The organism is Pedobacter frigiditerrae (genome assembly GCF_004331645.1).
In the GTDB taxonomy this organism is placed as follows: Bacteria; Bacteroidota; Bacteroidia; order Sphingobacteriales; family Sphingobacteriaceae; genus Pedobacter; species Pedobacter frigiditerrae.
In genome coordinates, this window is sequence record NZ_SJSK01000002.1 from 382,523 (window position 1) to 408,863 (window position 26,341).

Annotated in this window: 20 protein-coding genes and 3 tRNA genes; 10 read left to right on the top strand and 13 right to left on the bottom strand. The window is 36.8% G+C overall.

Annotation, left to right across the window (positions count from 1 at the left end; translation table 11 throughout):
* Positions 1–30: 30 nt before the first annotated feature.
* The gene (locus EZ428_RS08540; RefSeq protein WP_131552731.1) at positions 31–3,288 is read right to left on the bottom strand and encodes a family 78 glycoside hydrolase catalytic domain; all 3,258 of its coding nucleotides are present in this window, start codon (positions 3,286–3,288) and stop codon (positions 31–33) included.
* 695 nt (positions 3,289–3,983) lie between these two features.
* Between EZ428_RS08540 and EZ428_RS08545 the strand changes: the two genes are divergently transcribed.
* On the top strand, positions 3,984–5,117 hold the full coding sequence (locus tag EZ428_RS08545) for a hypothetical protein (protein ID WP_131552732.1): 1,134 nt from the start codon (positions 3,984–3,986) through the stop codon (positions 5,115–5,117).
* Between the two features lie 680 nt (positions 5,118–5,797).
* Here EZ428_RS08545 and EZ428_RS08550 read toward each other — a convergent pair.
* The 4 genes from EZ428_RS08550 to EZ428_RS08565 all read right to left on the bottom strand — a co-directional run bounded on the left by EZ428_RS08550 (position 5,798) and on the right by EZ428_RS08565 (position 8,249).
* Positions 5,798–5,871: transfer RNA gene (locus EZ428_RS08550), tRNA-Pro, on the bottom strand.
* 52 nt (positions 5,872–5,923) lie between these two features.
* A tRNA-Pro gene (locus EZ428_RS08555) sits at positions 5,924–5,997 on the bottom strand.
* Positions 5,998–6,090: 93 nt separating this feature from the next.
* A tRNA-Ser gene (locus EZ428_RS08560) sits at positions 6,091–6,177 on the bottom strand.
* Between the two features lie 65 nt (positions 6,178–6,242).
* Positions 6,243–8,249 (bottom strand): HD family phosphohydrolase, encoded by a 2,007-nt coding sequence (locus EZ428_RS08565; RefSeq protein WP_131553376.1) that lies wholly within the window; start codon positions 8,247–8,249, stop codon positions 6,243–6,245.
* Between the two features lie 188 nt (positions 8,250–8,437).
* Between EZ428_RS08565 and EZ428_RS08570 the strand changes: the two genes are divergently transcribed.
* The 7 genes from EZ428_RS08570 to EZ428_RS08600 all read left to right on the top strand — a co-directional run bounded on the left by EZ428_RS08570 (position 8,438) and on the right by EZ428_RS08600 (position 14,858).
* Entirely contained in the window at positions 8,438–9,295 is an 858-nt protein-coding gene (locus EZ428_RS08570) for an SPFH domain-containing protein (RefSeq protein WP_131552733.1), read from the top strand.
* On the top strand, positions 9,295–9,831 hold the full coding sequence (locus EZ428_RS08575; RefSeq protein ID WP_131552734.1) for a hypothetical protein: 537 nt from the start codon (positions 9,295–9,297) through the stop codon (positions 9,829–9,831). The genes EZ428_RS08570 and EZ428_RS08575 overlap by 1 nt, the downstream gene beginning before the upstream one ends.
* Positions 9,815–9,994, top strand: a complete 180-nt coding sequence (locus EZ428_RS08580) for an Arc family DNA binding domain-containing protein (protein ID WP_131552735.1) — start codon at positions 9,815–9,817, stop codon at positions 9,992–9,994. The genes EZ428_RS08575 and EZ428_RS08580 overlap by 17 nt, the downstream gene beginning before the upstream one ends.
* Before the next feature lie 187 nt (positions 9,995–10,181).
* Positions 10,182–11,360 carry an acetyl-CoA C-acyltransferase gene (locus tag EZ428_RS08585; protein ID WP_131552736.1) on the top strand — a complete coding sequence of 393 codons (1,179 nt, stop codon included), beginning with the start codon at positions 10,182–10,184 and terminating at the stop codon, positions 11,358–11,360.
* Between the two features lie 6 nt (positions 11,361–11,366).
* Positions 11,367–12,290, top strand: a complete 924-nt coding sequence (locus EZ428_RS08590) for a hypothetical protein (protein WP_131552737.1) — start codon at positions 11,367–11,369, stop codon at positions 12,288–12,290.
* Between the two features lie 115 nt (positions 12,291–12,405).
* The gene (locus EZ428_RS08595) at positions 12,406–13,989 is read left to right on the top strand and encodes a peptide MFS transporter (RefSeq protein WP_131552738.1); all 1,584 of its coding nucleotides are present in this window, start codon (positions 12,406–12,408) and stop codon (positions 13,987–13,989) included.
* A gap of 119 nt (positions 13,990–14,108) precedes the next feature.
* Positions 14,109–14,858 carry a polyprenol monophosphomannose synthase gene (locus tag EZ428_RS08600; protein WP_131552739.1) on the top strand — a complete coding sequence of 250 codons (750 nt, stop codon included), beginning with the start codon at positions 14,109–14,111 and terminating at the stop codon, positions 14,856–14,858.
* Positions 14,859–14,909: 51 nt separating this feature from the next.
* Here the strand turns inward: EZ428_RS08600 and EZ428_RS08605 are convergent, their stop codons facing one another.
* From EZ428_RS08605 to proS, 5 genes are all read right to left on the bottom strand, one after another.
* Positions 14,910–15,413, bottom strand: a complete 504-nt coding sequence (locus EZ428_RS08605; protein WP_131552740.1) for a YdeI/OmpD-associated family protein — start codon at positions 15,411–15,413, stop codon at positions 14,910–14,912.
* A gap of 154 nt (positions 15,414–15,567) precedes the next feature.
* A complete protein-coding gene (locus tag EZ428_RS08610; protein ID WP_131552741.1) occupies positions 15,568–16,431 on the bottom strand; it encodes a TIGR02757 family protein in 864 nt (287 codons plus the stop codon).
* A 74-nt stretch (positions 16,432–16,505) separates the two neighbouring features.
* Positions 16,506–17,645, bottom strand: coding sequence for a cystathionine gamma-synthase (locus EZ428_RS08615; protein WP_131552742.1), 1,140 nt, complete (start codon positions 17,643–17,645; stop codon positions 16,506–16,508).
* A gap of 1 nt (position 17,646) precedes the next feature.
* On the bottom strand, positions 17,647–18,336 hold the full coding sequence (locus tag EZ428_RS08620) for a hypothetical protein (RefSeq protein ID WP_131552743.1): 690 nt from the start codon (positions 18,334–18,336) through the stop codon (positions 17,647–17,649).
* A 98-nt stretch (positions 18,337–18,434) separates the two neighbouring features.
* Entirely contained in the window at positions 18,435–19,907 is a 1,473-nt protein-coding gene (gene proS / locus EZ428_RS08625; protein WP_131552744.1) for a proline--tRNA ligase, read from the bottom strand.
* 105 nt (positions 19,908–20,012) lie between these two features.
* Here proS and EZ428_RS08630 point away from each other — a divergent pair, with 105 nt between their 5' ends.
* Positions 20,013–20,978 (top strand): hypothetical protein, encoded by a 966-nt coding sequence (locus EZ428_RS08630; protein WP_131552745.1) that lies wholly within the window; start codon positions 20,013–20,015, stop codon positions 20,976–20,978.
* 22 nt (positions 20,979–21,000) lie between these two features.
* Positions 21,001–22,512: an OmpP1/FadL family transporter gene (locus tag EZ428_RS08635; protein WP_131552746.1), complete on the top strand. Its 1,512-nt coding sequence runs from the start codon at positions 21,001–21,003 to the stop codon at positions 22,510–22,512.
* 120 nt (positions 22,513–22,632) lie between these two features.
* Here the strand turns inward: EZ428_RS08635 and EZ428_RS08640 are convergent, their stop codons facing one another.
* The 3 genes from EZ428_RS08640 to EZ428_RS08650 form a co-directional block, all read right to left on the bottom strand.
* Positions 22,633–23,421, bottom strand: a complete 789-nt coding sequence (locus tag EZ428_RS08640) for a DUF4350 domain-containing protein (RefSeq protein ID WP_131552747.1) — start codon at positions 23,419–23,421, stop codon at positions 22,633–22,635.
* 471 nt (positions 23,422–23,892) lie between these two features.
* The gene (locus EZ428_RS08645; protein WP_131552748.1) at positions 23,893–25,725 is read right to left on the bottom strand and encodes a UbiD family decarboxylase; all 1,833 of its coding nucleotides are present in this window, start codon (positions 25,723–25,725) and stop codon (positions 23,893–23,895) included.
* 45 nt (positions 25,726–25,770) lie between these two features.
* Entirely contained in the window at positions 25,771–26,250 is a 480-nt protein-coding gene (locus EZ428_RS08650) for a Dps family protein (RefSeq protein ID WP_131552749.1), read from the bottom strand.
* Positions 26,251–26,341: the final 91 nt, after the last annotated feature.

Sequence of the window (26,341 nt, forward strand, 5' to 3'; positions counted from 1 at the left end):
ATTTGCAAAGCCAACGCCTTAACCTGCCGATTAATTGTTAATCATGAAATGATACTTGCCAGACTGAACAGTATAAACCAGATGTTTGGGCTCATTTCTTAAAAACCCTACACCTTCAGCTTTATTTATAGCTAAGCCTCCCTCAGTTATTTTTTCTTTGTTGGTTAATGGCAGATAAAGCGTTGCAGAAGTATTAACAGGTACAGCAACATTTAAGCTAATCCCATTTTCTGTTCGTTGCCAATTGCAAACAATATTCCCACTTATCGCTTTAAAAGATCCTTTTACCCAACTTAAATCTGACACAAATGAAGGTTTGAAAGTTATTTTTCGAAAGCCAGGACCCGTTTCGTCAGGGCTTATCCCTATCAAATCATTGAAAAACCATTCATTGATTTGCCCCGACATGAAGTGATTTTGCGAACCAAAATCTCCAACACCAGCATCCCATTTTTCGGTTAGGCTGGTTGCACCTTTTTTAATCTGATAGCCATAACCTGGTTTTTCAGATTGGTTATTCATTTCATATACAACATCAGAATAGCCCTCATCGGCCAACGCCCTAAGCAAAAACCTGTAGCCAACTTCTCCAGAATTAAAGCTGTTACTGTTTTTTTTGATACTATCTACCAATGCCTTAATCAATTTAGGGCGATCTTTTGGTGCTGCCAAGTTAAAAAACAATGGCATGGCATAAGTTGTATTAGAACCTGTTGAATAAGATACTGTACCTGCATTAAAAAATTTCCTATTAAATGCCTTTCTGATTTGAACCATCGCATGACCATAAGCTTCTGCATCTTCAGTTTTATTTAAACGTTTGGCAACATTGTACATGATTTCATTATCGTAATAGTAAACAGCCGTTCCCGTAAAAGAAACAGGTGTTAGCTGAGATCCCCAAGCGGGCTTTGGACCAATATCATACCAATCGCCTAGGCCAGTTAAAATGATATGGTCTTTAGCAGTAGAAGCCAGAAAAGAAACATATTTTTTCATTCGATCGTAGTAACGCTCTAAAAGTGAAATATCTCCCGAAAACAAATATTGTTGCCACGGAACAATAATGAAAGAACTACCCCATTCGGTTGAGTTACGGAAACCATTGCTTAAATCTGATGGGCCAGCAATAAAATATTCTGGGGCAATATTGGGTACAAATCCATTTGGCAATTGTGCATCTGCCATATCGCTCATCGTTTTGCGAAACAATGGCGACATGTCAAAATTGTAACGGAGCGATGGCCCATTCAAGTGATTTTCTTCCAACCAACCCATTTTTTCCCGGTGCGGGCAATCTGTCATTAAACTTTGCATGTTGCTTCGTTGGGCCCACCTGACCAGTTCATAAATTTCATTAAACATCTTGTTTGATGTTGAAAATTGACCCACAGGTTCGGCCGATGAGTGTACGATCAAATCTTCAATGGCTTCAATCTTTGGCAGTGGATCGTTTACCGCTGCAGGGAACAGTTCAACCTGTAAGTACCTTGCCCCTTGATAAAAAAACTTTGGTTTCCAATTTTCTATTCCTCTTCCGGCAAGTGTATACTGCCACCAGGCAGGCCTTGCCCCATCTTGTGTGGCCGATTTTCGATCTACCAGACCATTTTTATCTAAAAGCTCTGCCGGTATCATTCTCACAAAACTTCCTTTTTTACCACTTACCCTTAAGCTAGGCATCATGGAAGCATTTTGCCCAAAATCATAGATCCATAAATTATCCCTTATTTTTGTTATTTTAATAGGACGTTTTTTTTCAATCACCTTTATTGGTGGTGCTGATGCAGATAACCCACGGAGTTCTCCACCAGGTCCCAAACATTCGATGGCGTTTTGCCATAATGAACTTGATTTGAAGCTAGCAGTTTTCCAACCCAAAACCTCTAAATTAGCATTATAATCTTCACCTCCAAACATATTAGAGTAGGTAACGGGGCCAGGTGCTACCTGCCAAGTCTTGTCTGTGCCAATTATTTTTACGGTACCATCTTCATAATCTAATCTTAATTGTGCAATAGCCTTTAATGGTCCGTAAGAGTTTAGAAACTTAACATATCTGGTTGTATCTGGCTGGATATTATACATTCCATTTCCCAAAATAATTCCAATGGCATTAGTTCCTGCTTTTAACCTCTTGGTAACATCATAAGTAACATACAAAACAGTTTTTTTATATTCCGTCCAGCCGGGTGTCAGTAAATCATCTCCAACTTTTTGTCCGTTTAATGAAAGTTCAAATTCAGACATCCCACTTATAAAAATAGTTGCCCTAGCCAAGCCCTTGCTGATGGAAATGTTCTTTCTTAATGCCATTGATGAATAATTTGGCAAAACAGAAGTATCTTGAGGTTGATCTGTTAAATTCTGCTTAGTCCATCCATTTACGGCATTGCTATCCAAGGCTGTTACTGTAGTACCTGCGGCCATATTTTTACTTCCCGAAAAAACTTCAATTTGTCGCAAAGCGAATTGAAAGTTACGGTTTGAACCCCACAATCTGTTTGCAGTTATCCTTATAAACCTTGCTTGTGCATTTTTTACACTGAAAGAAACTGGTTTCCATCCGGGATTGCTAAATTGTTTTGTTGTATAATCAGCAACTGTGATTATTTTGGTAAAATTTTCATCGTTAGCTAATTCTACCTTAAAATTGATAGGGAAACCGTATCCAGCACGATCCTCAAAAAAAACAGGCGTAATTTTTATAGCGGAAATTTGTGTTAGTTTCTTTAAATCTACTTGCACCCATTTTATTTCATTACCTTTTTCGGAACTTTTAGACCTGTAGCCAAATGGGCTGAGCGCAAATTTTTCGGCACCCACTGCACTGATCCACTTAGCAATCCAATCCTTTTTCTCTAGTATGCCCATTGTCCAGTGGGCGATGTTGCTCCACTTAGAAACATTTCCTTTATTATCCCAAATACGGACTTTCCAATAATATTTTTTTCCAGAGGTTAACGCTTTTCCAGAATAGGTTATATAGGCCATTTGACTAGAAAGAACTTTGCCAGAATTCCAAAAATTCCCTTTATTGTTATTCAATGCAAATTCATTATCTGCCACCAAAAGTTGATAGGCGATTTGATTTACGTTTCTCATGCCCACCAGACTATTTAATATATAGCTAAGACCAGGGCGATCAACGTCAACACCCAACGGATTTTTAAATAATTCACATTTCAGCTCTGTTGGTTGTAATGCAGTATTTGCTGCAGAACAATAAAAGATGCTAAAAAATAATATAAGAAGAACAAGATATCTTTTTGATGGAAGCATGATCATTAATAATATATTTGGTTTGACTGTACATTGATGCCGGAAAATTTGATGCAGTATCCAATGCAATCTAAAGTTTTATTTATTGAGCCTTAATAGGAATGTTTTAAAATTTATTTCCACAATAAACTTTACCACAATAAATCTATTCATAACTACTGGTTTGCGGTTATTAACAGTTAACAATAAACTCAAATTTAATAAAGTAATGGTGAAGAAAAAATGTACAATATGGTCTTTTTCTTATCCAAATTGATTGGCACATTGAAGGTAGGTCGCCTTAACTCCGCGAAAAGTTCTTACTGCAACTTCTCCAGATCTTCCTTTGTAATGAATTCAATTGTTGCTATGATCCTTAATAGCTAAAGTGACAGGTGCAGTATGGAACACTCCTCCTATCTAAGTCCATAGTAAGTCCATATATTACCACTATAACTTGGACTTTGTACAGATTTTATATACTGTTATAATGAAGGTTTATCGAAGGAGTGTTACTAGGCGGTAGGATCCTGCTTGAGGCATAATAATATGACGTCAATAAAAGAATTTATTGATAGTAATTTAAACGAGATAAAAATACACACCTAGCGAAACAGTGAGAACAGTAAAACACTGATTTAAAAATACATAGGTAAAAAAAGGTAATTTTACCCTTTTAATGAGCAGGCAAGTCAGTTATCTTTATCTTTAAATAACAGATCATGAAATACACTCTCACCATTACCCTCATGCTGGGTATTACCACGGTAACCTCAATTGCCGCAATTGCTCAGAACAAAGTTGGCTATAAGATTAAAATAAAGCCATACGCTAACGTACAAAAGGTCGTCGAAGTGAAAGGATGTCAAGATACCGTCAAAAAAGGAGCTGAAATCAAAGTAGAAACCATTAAGACCGTCGATGGTTCCATCTATACCATCACACGCAAAAGCACTCCATTAAAAGACACTGTACTTTTAATTCCTAAAAAAATTAAAAAAGACCTTGCTGGAGATGCCGACGGATTGGCCAACGTCTTTATAGACGAAAAAGACAAATCCCTTCTTCATATCAATTACTGGCTCAACCCAGAAACCATAGTCCCTAAGGGCTCTATTGTCCAAAAGACGGTACAAACACTAGACTGCAACGGCAACTATATCCCAAAAACAACATTAGATACCCTCAAATTACCCACTGCATATCGTCTTTGGAAGATCGATGCACAAAACTGGCCAGATACCAAAGACAAAAAATGGGTCAAAACTGCAGACGAGATCATCGAGGTATTTGGAGTGACCGGCAATACCAACTATTATTTAGTTGACCGCTACGACCGCAATGCCGACTATCAGATGACACTAAAAAACCGGGAATTCCTATCCTATCCTACCTCTTGGTTGGAATACGGTCCCATTATCATCCCTGTAAAATACCGCTTCCAACGCGAGAAAAACGGCAAGATTGCCAAGGACCAGTTCCAGTCCGACATCAACATTGGCGTTTACGGAGGCTACAATTTCGGAAGGTACAGGTTGCGTAACGATGGTGGTACCCTCACCGAGCTCACACCGATATCGTTCAGTTTGGGCAGCTTCATTAATGTAGGCACCGCATCGATCGACACCCTTGCAACCAACCTTTCCGATACACCTCTGGCTAAGGACGAAACTTCCACCATCGGCGTAATCTCTCCCGGGTTCGGCGCAATGCTGTCCATTCATAACCTTCAGATTGGCCTCTATAGCGGCATAGACCTAGGAATGGGCAAAAGCGCCAAATTGTGGAACTTCCGCAACCGCCCCTGGATCGGCTTCGGCATAGCCTACAATGTCTCAGGCTTTTGGAAGAAATGACAATAAATGAGTGCCTGCATATTTTCGCTTGCAAGCAGCTCAGCAAGGGTCTTTTTATAGCTTTACAGCAATTCGCTCGCAATACCTTACATCATGCAGTTAGCCATTTGCTATATGAGCTTCTATCAAATTTTTCGTGCATCATTAACTTCCATCGAAACGGAGATTTAAGCAAAACTGGCCGTTTGTTTCTCCAATACTACTAAACTAATTCTACTTGCCAGAAAACAACACCCTGTGTGATTCATTATGATAATGATCGTTTGCGTGACCATCATAGCTCATCTGCTGGATGACTATGATGGCTTTTACCTACACCTATGGACTTTTGAGGGCATCACGATTGAATAGTTTGAAAAGACCTGAAACAGTTTTTGCGCTAGGCATATGTCATGAAAAGGGGTTTTGAAGACAAAGAAAGCCTTCGCTTCTCCCTTGTCGAAGCTTGCTTTTTAATTTACAGCCTTGTTTTCAAAGCCGCTGTTGTTTAGAGGGCTAGAGGATTACGTTCGCTGCGCTCGGTGATGCTGTTGGAGGGGGTGGATTCAAACTCAAGCCTTGGTCTTCTCGTTCCTCGAAGATCGCTTTTTTGTTTCTTGCTCCCCGGTCAAGCCCTTTGGGCTTGCGACCAGCTGAAAACAAAAAAGCCCTTTCTGCTTCGCAGAAAAGGCTTTCGTTTGTCGGGATGGCAGGATTCGAACCTACGACCTCCTGCTCCCAAAGCAGGCGCGATACCGGGCTACGCTACATCCCGAACTTGGTATCACCTTTTTGACCCTTTTGTGAAAGTGGAATCTTACTTTTTGTCGGGATGGCAGGATTCGAACCTACGACCTCCTGCTCCCAAAGCAGGCGCGATACCGGGCTACGCTACATCCCGAACTTGGTATCATTTTTAGACCCTTTTGCGAAGGGATTGCAAAGAAACGATTTTTAAATCACAAAAACCACTAATTTGACGTTTAAATTTATGCGGAGGAAGAGGGATTCGAACCCTCGGTACCGTTGCCAGTACGACAGTTTAGCAAACTGTTCCTTTCGGCCACTCAGGCATCCCTCCGTATTTTCAAAATATCCGTTTTGAGGTTGCAAATATAGCAATTCATTCATGTTTACAAAAAAAAATTACGTTGTTTGTAAATAATCTATTCGCACATGATAGATGCTCATCAGCATTGTCTTGAATATCAGCTTTATAGTTTCTAAATCTTTTAACGTTAAATCGCAATTATCTAACTGGTCTTGCTCCAATTTGTAGTTAATTATCCTTTCAACCAAGTCATTTATGCTTTGAGCGTCTGGATTTTTGAGACTTCTTGATGCTGCTTCAACAGAATCTGCCAACATTAAAACACCAGTTTCCTTAGAAAAAGGAATAGGCCCTGGATAACGGAAAATATTTTCGTCGACAAATTTTTCTGGCGAGTTCTTTAAGAATGACTGATAAAAATAATCTACCCTTGTGTTTCCATGGTGAGTTCTAATAAAATCAATCACATTTTCTGGCAATTTATGCTTTCTGGTAATCTCTATACCTTTATGAACGTGTTTAATAATGATCTGTGCACTTTGCTCATAAGGTAACTTATCATGTGGACTAACAGCTGTATTTTGATTTTCGATAAAATATTGCGGATTTTCCATTTTACCAATATCATGGTAAAGTGCCCCTGCCCTAACCAACAACGAATTTCCCCCTATCTTAAAAATAGCAGCCTCGGCAAGGTTTGCCACTTGCAATGAGTGTTGGAAGGTTCCTGGGGCTTTAAATGCTAATTCTCGAAGCAATTTATTATTGGTGTTAGTTAGCTCTATTAGTGCCACATCAGAAGTAATTCCAAATACCCTTTCAAAAGCATAAATTAAAGGATAAGCCAACAAAGAAAGCAATACACTAAACACAAAAGGTAAAAAGTGAATCCATTCTATTTGTTTAAATGAACCTTCTCTTAACAGAGAAATGCCTACAAATGAAACAAAGTATGCCGCCAAAATAAATGAAGCTGATATCAGCAGTTGCTCTCTTTTAATTAGATTTTTAATGCTGTAAATGGCCACCATACCCGCAGTAGTTTGATAAAAAACAAACTCAAAGCTACTGGGCACGAAAAATCCAGCTATTAAAATAACCAACAGGTGAAGGTTTAAGGCAAGACGGGTATCAAATAATATCCTGATGATGATTGGTACTATACAGAATGGGATATAATAAAGGCTGTTTAAGTCAAGTTTTATTGCCCAAGTTAGCGCCAGCAACATTGAAGTGATCACCAGCAATAGCAATAGAAGCTGTCTGTTGTCTGCAAAAATGTCCTTCCTAAAAAGAAAAAGGAAAACCATCAAAAGTGTAATGATAAAGCCAACCAAAAATACTTGCCCTAAATAAACCAGCTTGTTATCGCCTATGGTTTTTGTTTGAGCCTCATAAGCCTCTTTAAATGATAATAGTTTTTGGAATACCTCATCATCTACCGTGCTTCCTTTCGCAACAATTAATTCGCCTTTTTGAACCATCCCTTTGGTGGTGGATAAGCTATTGATGGTATTATCCTGAACAACCAAGGTTAAACCTTCATCAAAAATAATGTTTGGCTTCAAATGACTTTCAACAAGGTCTATAACTACATCATTAACCCTATCATTAATAGACTTAAAATTAGATTTAAAAAAATCCAATGCACTTTCTGTTGTAAAAACATCTTGGGAGTTAGATTTTGTAGAAATATTATTGTCAAGCAATGAGAAATCATAATGCTTCCCATCTTTTTGGTGTTTTGCAGTTAATTCGATAATGCCCCTCTTATAAACAGATTGAAGCATTTTGTATGCATTTTGCTTATTTACCTCTTTTTCGTTTTCTGCAAAAGCATTAGATTTCCACTTTACATCAAACTCATTTAAAAATGCTTCGCCTTGCGCTTTAAACACCTCAACATCATATTTGTAAATTGGCAAAATATTATTTAAAGCCTCTTTTTTATCTGTAGTTACTTGACTGTTTGTTTTTAAAATGGCAAAGCTAAATGGAGATATTAAATCTTTATTGTCCCAAACCTTGCCCTTTTCAAATTCATACCGAAATCGAGGTTGTTTAGGTAAATAGAGCGTGATTAAAAAAACGCAGGCAACCATCATTACATATTTAATGTTCGACGAATACTTGCGGTAAAGAACCTTAGGATTATTTCTGATTTTAGCCAAAATAGTTCGAATTGATTAACCCAAAATTAAGATTAATTTCTTAACATAAATATTTACCCTGTTTTATTTGTAATTATGAAATTTTATGTCTCCATTTGTGATATCAAATTAATATCATTATGTATACAGAAAAAATCATCAAACCACCTTCAGGTTATTTAACCTTGGCTTTGTTTTTAGTATTATTGATTGGCGGCATTGTAGCCCTCTCAAACGAGTATTTTTTTACTGGCGGAGCAATACTGACAGTAAATTTCATTTTGGTATTACCAGGATTGATTATTGTAAACCCTAATGAATCAAGAGTATTAACCCTTTTTGGGAAGTACATCGGAACAGTTAAATCTGATGGCTTTTTCTGGGTAAACCCATTAACGAGCAAAAAGAAATTATCCTTAAGGGCTCGTAATTTAAACGGGCAACAATTAAAAGTGAACGACAAAATGGGTAATCCTATTGAGATTGCGGCTGTAATTGTTTGGCAAGTTAATGAAACCGCTAAAGCAACCTTTGCAGTAGAAAATTACTTACAATACGTTAACATACAGAGTGAAGCAGCAGTTAGGCATTTAGCAAACAGCTTTGCTTATGACAATATGGAAGACGAAAGCGCGGAGATCACCTTAAAAGATGGTGCTGAAAAAGTAAGCATTTTATTAGAACAAGAGCTTAACGAACGTTTGTCTAGAGCTGGTATTGATGTAATTGAAGCCCGTATCTCTCACTTAGCTTATGCACAAGAAATTGCTAGTGCCATGTTGCAACGTCAACAAGCAACCGCGGTTATTGCAGCTAGAAGGCTTATTGTTGAAGGTGCTGTTGGTATGGTTGAGATGGCTTTAGAAAAACTTTCGCAAAAAGGTATTGTAGAACTTGATGAAGAACGTAAAGCTGCAATGGTAAGCAATCTTTTGGTTGTTTTATGTGGTGACAGACATGTCCAACCTGTTGTAAATACTGGAACATTATACAATTAATGGAATTTATAGAAATACAGCAATTAAAACTTTGGTGGCTCTATATTTTATTGGGAATAGATACCATAATAGTGGGCAGTATTGTTTTATTTGATAAAGGCGGAATGAGCTGGCAAGATTTAAAAGACATTTATTTCTTGCCGGTTTTCGCCATTGCATTACCTTATATTGTTGTCTATTTCGTAACCAACAATGTTTTAACCTTAAGCATTGACCAATGTGGCATAAATTATAAATATTGGCCTTTTTCGAAAAACAAAACTGTCTCTTGGACTCGAATTGAAAAAATGTATATCAGAAAATACGATGCATTTGGAGAATACGGTGGATGGGGTTTACGAAATCGCCTATGGTTTAAATTTAATGATAAGGCCTATGTTTTTAACGATAACAATCTAGGTTTACAATTAGAACTAAACAATAACAAAAGACTACTTTTCAGCACTTCAAAAACTGAAGAATTGTCTCTTTTTTTAATTAACCTGAAAACAAAATACAACATAGGAGCCATAGAAACCGATGTCAGAGAAAGATAAAAAAGCCTTTGTGTTGAGAATAAACCCAGCTTTACTTAAAGAAATAGAGCAATGGGCTGCTAATGAATTCCGTAGTACAAACGGACAGATCGAATACTTATTAAGCGAAGCAATAAAATCTAAAAAGAAAACTAAATCTAAAAAATCAGATACTGAAGATTAGAAAAACAGTGTCAGTATTTCATAGCAATTGAAGCCCTGCCCTTTGCTAATCCCAATGAAAAAATTGGGAACCGCTGTCGGTCAGGTTTATATAACAAAGTCACAGCTACAAGTCAAAATCCATTTATTGTTCGATAATTTCTTTTCGAATACCTAAATTGCGCCACCAAATATTATAAAAACATCATATGAGAGAAGTAGTAATTGTTGCTGCCGTAAGAACGCCCGTGGGTAGTTTCGGTGGTTCATTAGCTGGGTTTTCGGCTACTCAATTAGGTGGCTTTGCCATCAAAGCAGCTGTAGAAAGAGCAGGTTTAAAACCAGCAGACATCCAAGAAGTTTACATGGGCAATGTGCTTTCAGCAAACCTTGGCCAAGCACCAGCAACACAAGCCGCTAAATTTGCAGGCTTACCAGATTTACCCGCAACAACCATCAATAAAGTTTGCGCATCAGGAACTAAAGCGATCATGTTAGCTGCGCAAAGCATCGCCCTTGGCAATAATGAAATAGTAATTGCAGGCGGAATGGAAAGCATGAGCAACGTGCCTTATTATTTAGATAAAGCTAGAAATGGTTATCGTTTAGGTCACGGGCAAATTACCGATGGCCTGGTAAAAGATGGCTTATGGGATGTTTACAATGATTATCACATGGGTTCTGCAGCAGAACTATGCGCCATCACTTGCAACATTACTCGTGAAGACCAAGATAATTTCGCCATTGAATCTTACAAAAGAGCACAAGCGGCACAAGCTAGCGGCAAATTTTCTGAAGAAATAGCTCCTGTAGAAATAAAAGACAGAAAAGGAGAAATCACTATATTTGACAATGATGAAGAACCTGCTGCCGTTAAATTTGATAAGATACCAGGACTAAAACCAGTTTTCAAAAAAGACGGCACGGTAACAGCGGCCAACGCATCAACATTAAATGATGGAGCGGCAGCTTTAGTGCTGATGAGTGCAGAAAAAGCAAAAGAAATGGGCATAAAGCCATTAGCTAAAATTTTAGCCTATGCTGATGCACAACAAGCTCCAGAATGGTTTACCACAGCTCCGTCAAAAGCAATTCCTTTAGCATTAAGCAAAGCCAATTTGAAAACTACAGATGTAGATTTCTTTGAGATAAACGAGGCATTTTCGGTTGTTTCATTGGCAAACAATGCTGCCTTGGACTTAAATGCAGCGAAAGTAAACGTAAACGGAGGAGCGGTTGCAATTGGCCATCCACTGGGTGCATCTGGCGCAAGGATTGTAGTTACGTTACTTTCTGTTTTAGCACAAAATAAGGGTAAAATTGGTGTCGCCGGGATTTGTAATGGTGGTGGTGGTGCAAGTGCAATAGTTATAGAAAATCTACGTTAATCAACTATGTTTAAACCATTTAAGTTTTACTTATTCCTTTTCGTTTTATGCTGTTCGTTTAAACTTAGTGCCCAGCATACTTTTAATTTAAGCAATACTCCCAAATTAAATAAGATACAAGATTCACTTGTAATTTTAAGTGAGGCAACTTTTGCTGCAAAAACTAATTTAGAACGTGTAGAGAAAAACTCGCAATTTGTAAAGAAGTTTATCAGTGCCTTGAAAACAAATGGCTCTTTTAACTTTGGTTTCGACTCTTTAAAACGCATTTCAATTCTAAAATCTCCAGACAATTCATTTCGCATCATCACTTGGTTTATCCCAACAGAAGAAGGTACTTATCGTTATTATGGCACCATACAAATGGGAACACCTGACGGTAGTCTGAAACTTTTTCCGCTAACAGATGATACCGATCATTTAACAGATGTAAATGCAGTATCTACTAACAAGAATTGGTTAGGTGCACGGTATTATGAAATGATTCCTGTTATTGTAAATGGGAAACAGCCCTATTGGATTTTCTTGGGTTGGAAAGGAAATAATGCCACAACAAACAAAAAAGTGATCGAGGTACTCTCTTTTGACAAAGGACAACCCGTTTTTGGAAAGAACATTTTCGAGACTGCAAAAAACCAACCTTTAAAAAACAGGGTGATATTTGAGTACAACAAAGCCAACACCATGACCTTAACTGTCGAAAGTAAGGTGAACATGATTGTTTTTGACCATTTAGCGCCATACGATACAAAAATGGCTGGCAAATTTGAATTTTATGTTGGCGATGGCAGCTTTGATGGCTATAAGTTAAATTGGGGCAAACTATCTTTATCAGAAAACCTAGAGCTCAAAAACGATCCTTCCCCTAACGATGATTTTTATGGCAAGCCTATAAAAGCATCAACCATCATTACTAAAACAAATCAATAAGCATAATTACGTTACATTTTAAAATTTGCTACTGTGCATACATGTACTTATATTGCAATTTAAAATAACAATATTACACACAAATAAAACTGAAATATTAAACTTAACTAAAAACATGGCATCTGAAACTATTAGCCTAAGCCAAGACGAGGCACTTGATTTACACCTTGAAAAAAGTGGTGTAGAAACACAAAAATTACTCAATCACCCTGTCGGATTATTTGTACTATTCTTTACCGAAATGTGGGAAAGATTTAGTTATTATGGAATGAGGGCTTTGTTAGTACTTTTTTTAGTAAGTGAAGCAAGTAAAGGAGGCTGGGAATGGACCAGACCAGAAGCTTTAAGCTTGTACGGATGGTATACTGGCTTGGTTTATTTAACCCCTATAGTTGGTGGTTTTATTGCCGATAAATTAACTGGCTATCGGAAGGCAGTAATCATTGGCGCATTAGTAATGACTTGCGGTCATGCCTCTATGGCAATGGAAGGTATAAGTACTAATTTCTTTTATTTAGGCTTAGTACTAATGATGGTAGGTAATGGATTATTCAAACCAAATATCTCTTCAATGGTTGGAAAGCTGTATCCCTTAACAAGTGATAAAAAACATGCTGCTTATACGATTTTTTATATGGGTATTAACTCTGGTGCATTTTTAGGCATTTTGATGTGCGGTTATGTAGGCGAAAAAATTGGCTGGCATTGGGGCTTTGGTTTAGCTGGTATTTTTATGTTCTTTGGCATGTTACAATTTTACTTTGGACAAAAAATATTTGGTGTTATTGGCGGTCTTGTAAATAACAAAAATAAAGACACTCAAAACACAGATGAAGTTTTGCCTAAGAAAGTTGAGAATCAGCGTTTGTTGGTAATTTTTATTCTTTCATTATTTACAGTTTTCTTTTGGATGGTATTTGAACAAGCAGGTGGTTCAATGACCATTTTTGCTAAGGACTATACCTTAAGAAATTTAGATGGTAGCTCAAGTACAATTTTCAAATGGGCAGATGCGGCTTTAACGATCTTCCCTTTATTGGCAGTTTCTGTAGTATTATTTGGTTTAGCAAAAAAATTGTTTGCAAAATATCCAGCAACAATTCTTTTCACCGCAGTTAGTTTTATCATTATATGGGGATTAGCAATTTGGAAAGTGCAAAAGGAATTTTCTGCGGTTAACACAGAAGTGCCAGCCTCATGGTTTGGTATCTTAAACTCATTTTTCATTGTTTCATTAGCACCATTCTTCTCTAAACTTTGGGAAACCAAATTTAACCCAAGTGGACCAGCTAAATTTGGCATGGGCTTAGTTTTTGTTGGATTAGGATTTGCTGGATTAGCTTATGGCGGAAGAGACATCGCTGCTGGTGCAACAGTGGCACAGGTAAGTATGTTTTGGTTGATCTTTGCCTATTTTTTCCATACTGTAGGCGAACTATGTGTATCTCCAGTTGGATTATCTTATGTAAGTCAATTATCTCCCGTAAAATATGTTGGACTTATGTTTGGCGTTTGGTTTACTTGTACCGCAATAGGCAATTGGTTGGCTGGTGCTAGTGGAAGCTTAATCGATAAAATAAGTACAGAATATTCGATTTCTACCTTCTTTTTAATTTTCACTATACTTCCTATCGTTGTTGGGTTAATTGCTTTTGCACTTACTCCATTGTTGCGTAAATGGATGCATGGCGTTCACTAAACATAGTTTTAACATCATTTAACCAAAAGCCCGTAAAGAAATTTCGGGCTTTTGCTTTTTAATAGCTATTTTCGCCAAATCAAATTGTAAATAGTAAATCAACAATCGTAAATCTACCTGTGTCTGATAGCCTAGTCATTATTCCAACTTATAACGAAAAAGAAAACATAGAGAAAATCATTCGAAAAGTGTTTTCTTTAGACTATGCATTTGAGGTCTTAATCATTGATGATGGTTCTCCAGATGGCACTGCAGGTATTGTTAAAGATTTACAGTTAGAATTTCCAACTCAACTACACATAGAAGAGCGTAGTGGTAAACTTGGTTTAGGTACAGCTTATATACATGGTTTTAAATGGGCATTGGCAAGAAATTACGAATACATTTTCGAAATGGATGCGGATTTCTCCCACAACCCTAAAGACTTAATTAAACTGTTAGGCGCTTGCCTGCCTGCCGGACAGGCTGGTGTTAGCGGTGCTGATGTTTCAATTGGCTCAAGATATGTAAAAGGCGTAAATGTGGTAAACTGGCCTATGGGAAGGGTTTTAATGTCTTATTTCGCCTCTATGTATGTGCGTATCATTACAAGAATCAATATTCAAGACGCAACAGCTGGATTTAAATGTTATAGAAGAATAGTGCTAGAAACCATCCCAATGCATAAAATCAAGTTTGTAGGTTATGCCTTTCAAATTGAGATGAAATTTACTGCCATTAAATATGGTTTTAATGTTGTTGAAGTTCCCATCATTTTTACGGATAGAACCGAAGGAACATCCAAAATGAGTACCAGAATATTTAGGGAAGCTTTTTTAGGGGTAATACAAATGAAGGTGAATAGTTGGTTTCGTAACTATAGTCGTTGATCGTTGTTCGTTGATCGTTGGGTTTTAAATGAAAAACGACAGACGATCAACCTACCCCCTATTACTTCTTATCATTAAACCAAAATCTTGCTTATGGTACATTGCATTAACTATCATCACCAGTCTTTTTGTACGAGTTGGTTCAGTTTTAGCACTATTTAACCAATTGATGAAATAGTTTTGATGTGATTTAGGCATTGATAGAAAACGTGCTAACAATTCTTCTTCATCTGCCAAACAAAGCTCTAAATCATCAGGCATTTCTATTTTAAAGTCTGCATCAAATTCCAAATTCAGGTTAATTACCGCTCCCTCTTCTTTTCTTAAAGCTTTTCTCAATGGTTTATTTAGCGCCAAAATGAAACCTCCATCTTTAACTGGCATCACGCTCATTCCTTTCACCGCTACTTGATCTATTAAACCCTTAACCCTAAAACCAATGCGTGAATTAGGCTTAATTTTGTCTGCCACATCTTGTGGGATAAAAATATAACTCCACCCAGTTTTATCGCCATTTTTGGAGAAACGTTCTATTTCTGCTTTTAGGTTAATCATGATGTGAAATTAAATAGAAAATGGGAAATAGACGAATCGATTTAAAGGGGAAATAGGAAATGGAAAATAGACTAATTGTTAAAAAGTATAGAATACACAAATTACTTTTATAACCTCTCTACTCCCTATTTCCCATTCGCTATTCCCTAAAATATCAAAACTTCTCCTCCACTCCTAAACCAAAAAGTGCAAAATCATACTTAACAGGATCTGTAGGGTCAAACTCTTTTAGCTTATTTGTCAACTCAACTGCAGTTAACCAATCTGTTTGTTTACGGTTGATTAAACCTAATCTTCTCCCTACCCTATCTACGTGTACATCACAGGGGCAAACTAATGCTGAAACTGGAATGGTGTTCCAAAGGCCAAAATCTACACCACAATCATCCTTACGCACCATCCATCTTAAAAACATATTTAAACGTTTGCAGGTAGATTTTTGCAGGGGCGATGAAATGTGCTTGAAAGTTCTCCTAGGGAAATCTGGTAAGCTAAAAAAATAGGACCTGAAATGATTTAATGCTTTCTCGGCCGTAAAATCATCTGCTACAAAATCATTTAATGAACATGGCGAAGAAGCAAGCTCGATATAATTTTCATCATTATATTTTTCTGGTAAATAAGCTGGATTAAAGATTTGTTGTTGAGGCAAAAAGGCTGTTTCGAATGTATCAGATTGTAAATAATGTTGTTTAAAGAATGATACAAAATAAAGTAAATCGGTATCGTTAAATGTACGATGTTTAAAACCTAACAGACCTTTTAAATCATCATCGCTATGATTGAGCATAAACTCATAAGGTTGGTTATCCATCCTTAGGAATAACTCATTACACTTATTGATAATTGTTTTACGTTGGCCCCAAGCTAAAATTGCTGCAAAAAATGCAGCAATTTCAATGTCTTGTTTTTTGTCGTATTGATGCGGAATACAAATGGGATCGTTAGCAATAAAGTTAGGCCGATTATATTGCCTTACTTTAAAATCTAAAAAATCCTTAAGCTGGTTAAATTCCATTTTTTGGTTAATTGTTAAATCGGTTAATTGGTTAACTGAACGATTAACCAATTTCAACAGTTAAACGCTTAAACTTAACTCAATGCTTGCTCCAAATCTGCCAATAAATCTTCTATATCTTCTACGCCAACACTTAAGCGCAATAGGTTGTCAGTTACGCCAACTTTTTCACGTTCTTCTTTTGGAATAGAACCATGTGTCATTGTAGTTGGATGATTAACCAATGATTCTACACCTCCTAAAGATTCTGCCAAAGAGAAGACTTTAAATCTAGATGCAATTCTAAATGTTTCTTGTAAATCAGCGTCTTTTAGAGTAATAGAAACCATTCCACCGAAACCACGCATCTGTTTTTTAGCAATATCATGATTAGGATGGTCTTCAAAACCTGGCCAATAAATTTTATCAATTTTTGGATGTTTCTTTAAATAATGGGCAACCTTCTCTCCGTTTTCGCAATGTGCTTTCATGCGCAAATGCAAAGTTTTAATTCCTCTTAAAACTAAGAAAGAATCTTGTGGACCAGGAGTTGCTCCACATGCATTGTAGATAAAAAACAAATCTTTATACAACTGCTCATCGTTAACCAAAAGCGCACCCATCACCACGTCAGAGTGACCACCGATATATTTTGTAACAGAGTGCATTACTATATCAGCTCCTAAATCTGCCGGGTTTTGCAAATAAGGAGAAGCAAAAGTATTATCAACCGCTAAAAGCAGCTTATTTTCTTTTGTGATTTTTGCAACACCTTCAATGTCAATAATTCGCATTGTTGGATTAGTTGGCGTTTCTATCCAAACTAACTTAGTGTTTTCGTTAACATACGGAATGATATTTTCAGGCTTAGATAAATCTAAAAAATGAAACTTAATTCCGTACTTCTGATAAACTTTAGTGAAAATACGATAAGATCCACCATATAAATCGTTCCCTGTAATTACCTCATCACCAGGTTTTAACAACCTCAATACACAATCAGTTGCCCCCATTCCGCTACTAAAAGCTAAACCGAATTTACAGTTCTCTAAAGCTGCTAAACAATCTTCCAAGGCCTTACGCGTTGGATTTGTACCTCTAGAATATTCGTAACCCTTGTGCTCTCCAGGAGATTTTTGCCAATAGGTTGAGGTTTGGTAAATTGGTGTCATGACTGCACCAGTTGTTGGATCTGGTTCTTGACCAGCATGTATAGCTTTTGTTGCAAACTTCATGTTATAGATTATTTTGCTGTATTTCTGAACTGAATAAATAACCTAAACGCTTACCTGTTGGGTATCCGCTTGCGGCTATTAGTGATTGTTTTTGATGTAAGGTTACGTCTTTTATTTGTGCAAATGGTGGTAGCAGCAAATCTGTGTTTAAGCACAAAAGTATAGACCTTTCTAAAATATCTGTCAAATTTTCTTCAGTAACCATATTGGCTTCAAAGTCTTCGTATAAAAAGCCTAATGCACCATCACCTTCTACCAGAAAATGTTTTTCCTTGTTAACTAATATCCTAGCAATTAACGAACCTTCATCAGCTAACCTGTTATATTTAATTGAATCGGCTAAAAAATTATGGATGTAAATTACGCCACAATAACTGAGGCTCTCATCTGCCTTTACATAATTAGTCTGAAAAATTGAATGTCCCTCCTCAAAGTTAAAAACATTGCTATGCATTGAAATCATCAGCATATCGCCAGAAAATTTCAACTGTGCTTCGAATAGGTTATTTTCCTTATAATTTACCTCCACAGAAGGGTCTTTACTGGTATAATCCCCATGCAGTCTTGCTGCAATTTTAGAAAGAATGGTTTTAGTTAAGCCAAACACCTCAGCTGTGCTGCGATAAATAGCTTGTTTTAAGGAAGCCGTACTTTCTAATTTGCTGAGTATTTCTTTATAGTTATCTTCCATTGGGTATAGGGTATTGCGTATTGCGTATTGAGAAATACCTACTGAGCAAATCAATTAGACTTGATCAAATCTCTATACGCTATACGCATATCTCAATTCTAATAAGCCCTTGCAAACAACACTCTTTGTATAGATGGTTTACCAGTTAATATACAAACACCTTCTTCTTGTTTATTGTTTAACGGGATACATCTTATTGTTGCTTTTGTTTCCTCTTTAATTTGTTTTTCGGTTTCTGCTGTGCCATCCCAGTGTGCAGAGATAAAGCCAGTTTTGCCATCTAACAATTCTTTAAATTCATCGTAAGAGTTAGCTTCGGTAATGTGCTCTTCTCTAAATTGATGTGCCCTGCTATAAATATTTTCTTGAATTTCATTTAACAAGTTAGCAATGTAAATATCCAATCCTTCTTGTGGAACTGTGGCTTTCTCCCTTGTATCTCTACGTGCTAATTCTACCGTACCATTCTCCATGTCTCTACCACCTATTGCTAAACGAACAGGAACTCCTTTTAGCTCATATTCTGCAAATTTGAATCCAGGACGTTGACTATCTCTACTATCGTATTTCACAGAGATGCCCATTCCTTTTAGCTTCATCATTAATTCATTTACAAAAGTTGAAATTTTAGCTAAATCTTCATCACCTTTATAGATTGGAACAATTACCACTTGGATTGGCGCCAATTTTGGAGGTAATACCAAACCAGCATCATCACTATGTGCCATGATTAAAGCCCCCATTAGGCGAGTTGAAACGCCCCAGGACGTAGCCCATACGTGTTCTTGTTTACCTTCCTTACTTGTAAACTTTACATCAAAAGCTTTTGCAAAATTCTGGCCTAAAAAGTGTGATGTTCCGGCTTGTAAAGCTTTTCCATCTTGCATTAATGCTTCAATACAATAAGTTTCTAAGGCGCCAGCAAAACGCTCAGTTGGCGTTTTTTTACCTTTCACAACAGGCACAGCCATCCAGTTTTCCGCAAAATCTGCATATACATCTAACATTCTTTCTGTTTCTTCAACAGCTTCTTGAGAAGTTGCATGAGCGGTATGTCCTTCTTGCCACAAAAACTCAGTAGTACGTAAAAACAAACGAGTTCTCATTTCCCAACGAACCACATTGGCCCATTGGTTAATCAGTAAAGGCAAATCGCGATAAGATTCTATCCAACCTCTGTAAGTATTCCAAATTATGGTTTCTGAAGTAGGGCGAACAATTAATTCTTCCTCTAATTTTGCAGTTTCATCAACTACTATGTTTCCATTACCATCATTTTTAAGACGATAATGTGTCACAACAGCACACTCTGTGGCAAAACCCTCTACGTGTGCAGCTTCTTTAGAAAAATATGACTTAGGGATGAACAAGGGGAAGTAAGCGTTACTATGGCCAGTGTCTTTAAATTTTTGGTCTAAAACTGCCTGAATTTTCTCCCAAATTGAATAACCATATGGCTTTATTACCATACATCCTTTAACCGAAGAATGCTCGGCTAAGTCGGCTTTTATAACAATATCGTTATACCATTGAGAATAATCGTCGTTTTTACTCGTAATACCTTTGCTCATAACTAATTGGAACGTTTTTTGTGTTAAATTTCTTGTAAAGTCGTTTACAAAGCTATAAATTTATAGCTACAATTTAATTGAGCACACAAACAAAACACACATATCATGAAATCTAACCATTTATTCACCAGTTTGCTCGCGGTAACTGCCTTGTTGGTTGCCTCTTGCTCTACTCCAAAAATGGCGCAAAATGCTGCCGTTCAGGACGACGTGTACAACACAACTGCACAAGCTAAGGAGTATAAGCCTTCGGAGCCGGTTCAAGCTACACAAACAGACCAACAATCTAATGCTGACTATTATGGAAGAACTAATCCTAATTACGATATGGATTATTATTCTCGTATAGACAGATTTTACTATGGCAGCCAGTATAGAGGTTATTATGATCCATACTACAACTATTATGGCTACAACTCTTATTATAACCCATACAGCTTTGGTTACGGACTTGGTTATGGTTATAGTGGATTAAGCCTTTATTATGGCGGTTATTTTAACAATTGGGGATATTTTGGCAGCCCTTATTATAATCCTTATTGGGGTATTTACTCAAATTACAACTATTTTGGTTCTGGATATTATGGCAATGGATATGGTGGCTACTACGGAGGGGGTTATTATGCTGGCGGAGGTGCTTACAGCCCTAACTATGGTACAAGACCAAATAGAGGTGGTGAAAATGGCGTAAGAAGAGGCAGCGGAACAGGTTATAATGGTGGTTCAGGTATAGGAGCACCTACTAGATCAAACACTGGAGCTGGCTCTGGCAATACCGTTACTAGAAGCAGAGCAGAAATGTACAATCCTGCAGGACCAAGTGGAACTACAACTCGCCCAACTGGAACTAGTAATAACGGGGGGTCTTACACACCAAGTAGAACAACTACCACAACAGATTCTAGACCAACTAGAACAAGTGAGAGCTCAAGACCAGCACCCACTTATAGTCCCCCACCAACTCAATCAAGCTCTCCTCCTTCAAGAGCAGAAAGCTCAGGAAGTAGTTCTTCAGGTAGCAGTAGCAGTGGTGGCGGCGGTGGCGGCAGACCAGGTAGAGGTGGAAGATAATCTAAATTAACATTCAACACAGATGAAAAAAATTATATTAATGTTTGTGGTAGCTATAGTAGCTACTACAAGCAATACTTACGCTCAATACTCTGGCGACGCACTTCGCTTTTCTCAAACAAATTATGGCAGTACTGCTCGTTTTAAAGCAATGGGTAATGCGCAAATTGGAGTTGGTGGAGACATGAGCTCTTTAGGTGGAAACCCTGCTGGATTAGGTTTATTTACTAAATCAGAATTTAGCTTAACACCAGAGTTTAATGGCGGTGGCGTTAACGCCTCTTACCTTGGGCAAAATACCAATACTACAAAAGGCCAATTAAACATTAACCAAATTGGTGCCGTATTCTATGTTCCAACTTACAAACAAAAAGGTCAAGACACTAAAAAAGGACTAGTTAGTGGTGTTTTTGGTTTAGGTTATAGTAGAAACAATGATTATAGTACTGAAATTAATTACGGAGGCCCTAACAATAAAAATTCTATCGCAGATTATTTTGCTGAACTTGCTGGATCAGGTGTTCCTAGTAATTTAGGAGAAGGTAGTTTAGAAAGGATGGCTTATGATAATTATTTGATTAGCTATGATAATGTTGCCAATAATTATTTCCCAGAAACTTTTGCAGATGCATCTAATGCAAATATTCAGCGTAAAAACGAAGTAAGATCTGGTTCTGTATCTGAATTTAATTTTTCCGGAGCTGCCAACATCGGCAATAAGGTTTATATTGGTGCAAGTATTGGTTTAGTAGATATTAAATACAATACCGATGCACAATATGAAGAAAGTGGAAAAGCTAGAGAATACAATTCGGCTGGTATTTTAACAGGCGCTAATACGCCTTACAAATTACTTTTCAACCAAAGTCAGGTAACCAAAGGTTCTGGCGTAAATGGACGTATTGGTATTATTGTTAGACCGGTAGACAACCTTAGATTAGGTGCAACCGTGCAAACCCCTACTTGGTTTGTAATTGACGACAGTTATACAGAAGGCTTAGATAATAGAGGAACAGCTAGAGGAACTACAGATGAGCAGACTTATGATTATACTTACAACTTAAGAACACCATTAAAAGGATCTTTTGGAGCAAGTTATATCATTGCCGGTCAAGCTATCATTTCTGCAGACATTGATTATGTTGATTATGCAAATATTAAATTTTCAAACAACAATGGAAGCGGTGCAAGTTCTACCATTACTTCGAATAATAAAGCTGTAAGAGATAACTATCAGAGTGCAATTAATTACAGAATTGGGGCCGAATATAAAATCAATAGTGTTAGTTTAAGAGCAGGTTACGGTTTAAATGGTAGTCCATATAAAACTGATGAAGATAATTTCTACGATACTAAGATGTACAGTGGAGGTTTAGGGTATAGGGTAAACAACTATTATATAGATTTAGCTTACCAAAGAATTGAGGCAAACAATACTTATAGCCCATATACTTTAAATAATTTCTCTGAACCAGTAGCCGATGTTAAAAGCAGCAAAAACAATGTGTTCTTAACTTTAGGATTAAGATTTTAAAAATACTAGGTTAACAAAAAAGGCTTCTCAATAAATTGAGAAGCCTTTTTTGTTTGATAACAATGGAAAACATCATTAATTCTTTTTCTTATCTACCTTAAGATTTGAGTTTAACTATCTTTAATGGATTTGCTTAATTAACCAACTTGCCATATCATTGGCTGCTTTATCATTCTCAAACCTAACAGGCAACCTTCCATTTACATATTCATTATACAACCATGGGTCGCCAACTGCCAATACCATACCTTTGCCGTACTTAGCGCTTACCATGACATTTTTCCCATCTGTTGTTTTTAACACAGGTTTTGCTGTATGATTAATTGCAATAGAAGATGCATCTTTAATAAAAATATGCTTCGCAGTTTTTAATATGGGATTATTTTCAATGCTGATTTCACCATCTGCAAAATGTTGGTCGTCGGTTACATGAAGGATTAAATCTTTATTAAAGGCAAAGCCGAATTTAGAAGTTAATATGTTCAAATGTTCCAGGTCTGCATTTACTTCATCGTTGGCCATTAACAACAAAACACCACCTGCTTTTACCCATTTTGCAATTGCTACTGCTTCTGTTTCGTTAACATAATTAGGTTTCGGATTGTCTTTTAGATTATCTGGATCTACAATGATATAAATATCGGTACCTTTTAATTTTGCTTCATCTGGAGCGGTACTTAAGGTTTTCAATTCTTTTGCCCCATTCTTTTTAAAGGCCTCGCCAAAAATTGAAAAGCCAGACATTTCAGTTTCATTCCATTGGTAATGAAAAGTAACCATGTTACCCGACTTGTCTTTTTTAGTTTCCTGGTTATAATAGTTATCTATGGTAACAGTTTGTGCATTTAGCCCTAGCCCAATAAAAGTCATCGGGCAAATCATCCATATTTTGTTCAAAAATTTATTCATCGTATCTAGTATTTAAGTTTAGCATAAAGATAATTCATTAAAGGCATTACATGCCAGCAAGGGCACAAGAAATCGACCAAATATACTTAAGCTACCCTGCTGACGATGCTTTACCTTGAAATATTATCCCTCCATTACAACTTGTTTCCTTTACAGCTCTATCTATTTTTAGGAAATTAAAACAATTAGCATTTGATCAATACAAATATTTGCTTAGTTCTCTTAACTAAACTATAAATACTTGAATTAAAGAAAGAGTTTAACACTGCACAAACGTTTGTTCTGCGTTACATTTGATAATTGAAATTATCTTTCAGAATTTTTGATTCAACTTGTTATTATTTCACCAGTCTGATGAATTGATATGTGTTTTAAAAAAATTTAGAAAAAAGAACAGGAGCAAATAAACTTTGCCTTGCGGTTTCTATTAACAGTTATTAAAACTCTCTAAGAAAGTTTGATAAAGTAATTTTATATGACCCCATATAAACTACCACCCTTTTCTCCCATTTGATCTATTTTTTGTTCTACTGTTGGATCTTTGATCAATTCTGGAGCGTGATGAGGTTTCTTTCTTGCATCAATGATCAATGGTCCATTACAGCCCCAATGTTTGTTGGTATTAAAATCATTAACACCATCAATATCAGTTGCAGGATTGCTTCTGGTAAATGTTACCCAAACCAAATTATTAATGTTTGCAGCGGTAAACTCAGCATCATCGCCTACAACAATTAAGGGTAATGATTTCAAATCCTCAGCCTTTAAATGGGATTTTAAGGTTGCTATTTCTGTTTTGGCACTATCATATTGATAAGGATTTGCTTCAATAACCATCACCCCTGGCATAGCCATTTTTGGATTGTTAAATCCATCTGGTAAGCTAAAGTTAGCAGGTAATGATTTCGTTAAGTCCCTTTTCTTTTCTCCAGCTGCTGCAAAAACAACTTTAGAGCCAGCGTTTAATCCCTCACCCGAATAATCTAGCGTATCAATGGTGGTATTGGTATGGAAATGTAAATCCTTTGTGAAGTCAATTCTTTCTAGCATGTGCTGAAGAAAATGTTCGATGTGATTGGTGCTTAAATTTTCATCATCTTCTCTTGCTGCTATAAATAGATATTTAGCCAAACTCAATTGGTTTTTACCTAAAATATGATTAGCGATGGTTAAAATTTCTTGAGGTTTCCTGTCTTTTAAATAAGGCGTATACCTTTCGCTACCAATGGCAAACAGCAATGGATGCACACCTGCGGCATCAACTGCATTTACTTCTTTTAAGCCTGAGATTTCTTTCGGAATGGCAGAGCCAGTTATTTCGTGAATAAGCGCACCAAAACTGGTATCTTCTTGTGGGGGTCTGCCAACAACCGTGAACGACCAAACTGCATCTTTTTTATGATAAACATTATGAACCTTCATCAATGGAAAAGGATGTGTTAAACTGTAATAGCCCAAATGGTCGCCAAATGGTCCTTCAGGTTTATTTTCCTGTGGGTAAACAATACCTGTAATTACAAAATCAGCATCTGCAGAAATACAGAAACCTTCCTCGTCATAAAAATACCTAAACCGTCTATTGCCCATCGCTCCTGCAAAAGTTAACTCAGATAATCCCTCTGGCAAAGGCATTACTGCAGCTAAAGGATGTGATGGTGGCCCACCGACAAAAATACTTACTTTTAAAGGTTGTTCTTTTGCATTTGCCTTGGTTTGGTGTACCCCAATTCCCCTATGAATTTGGTAGTGTAACCCTATTTCTTTATCAGTAATGTAATCGTTTCCTGCTAATTGAATTCGGTACATTCCCAAATTGCCATTCATCACCCCTGGTTTATCTATATCTTCTGTAAAAACTTGGGGCATGGTAATAAATGGCCCACCATCCATTGGCCAATTTACAATTTGTGGCAATGCACTAATGGTGGTTTTCTGGAAAGTACTTTTAAATAGCGATTGTTTTAAAGGCAATGCCGATAAAGCCGTAAGGGCAGAACCAGCATATTTTAAAGGGTTTTTTAGTGCCTTTATGGGATCAGAACGTAAACCTACCAATTGTTCTACTTTTGGCAGGCTATCGCGAAACATAAATTTAGAACGGTCTAAGGTTCCGAAAAGATTAGAAACAGCAGGGAATTGACTTCCTTTTACGTTTTCAAACAATAAAGCCGGACCTTGATTTTCATACACTCGCAAATGAATGGCGGCCATCTCTAAATAAGGGTCAACCTCTTCTTTTATACGAATTAAATGACCATGTTTTTCTAGGTCTGCAATGCAGTCTGCTAAGTTCTTGTATCCCATTTACAAAGATAATTAGCTAATTCGCAAATTAGCTAATTAGCTTATTTATTTCTTACCAGCGAAAGAGCGTAACATCCAAGTTGTTTTCTCTTTAAATTGCATGAAACGGTTTACCATGTCATTGGTTCCATCATCACCAGCAGTATCTGATGCTTCTAGCAAATCACGTTCTAACTCGATTAGTTTTGCCATGTCTTCTAAAACGGCATCAACCATAGCTAAATCATTTAAGCCAATGGTATCAATTTCTTTAATGGTAGATTCTTTAATGTAATCAGCAAAACGACTGTGAGGTGGTTTCCCTAATGTTAAAACACGCTCGGCAATTTCATCAATTGTTAATTGAGCGTTGGTATATAATTCTTCAAACTTGATGTGTAAGGTAAAAAAGTTTTGGCCTTTAATGTTCCAATGGCAACCTCTTAGCTTTTGATAATGAATGTGGTAATTGGCTAAGTAGTCATTTAACATATCTACTACTGGTTTAACTTTTTTTTCGCTTAAACTAATTTCTTTTGCGTCCATGATAATTTCGATGATTTAATTTCAATAATAAAACAATCACTCTTAAGATTGGTTTGGCTAAATTTAGGAAAAAAGCACAATAGATATGTCA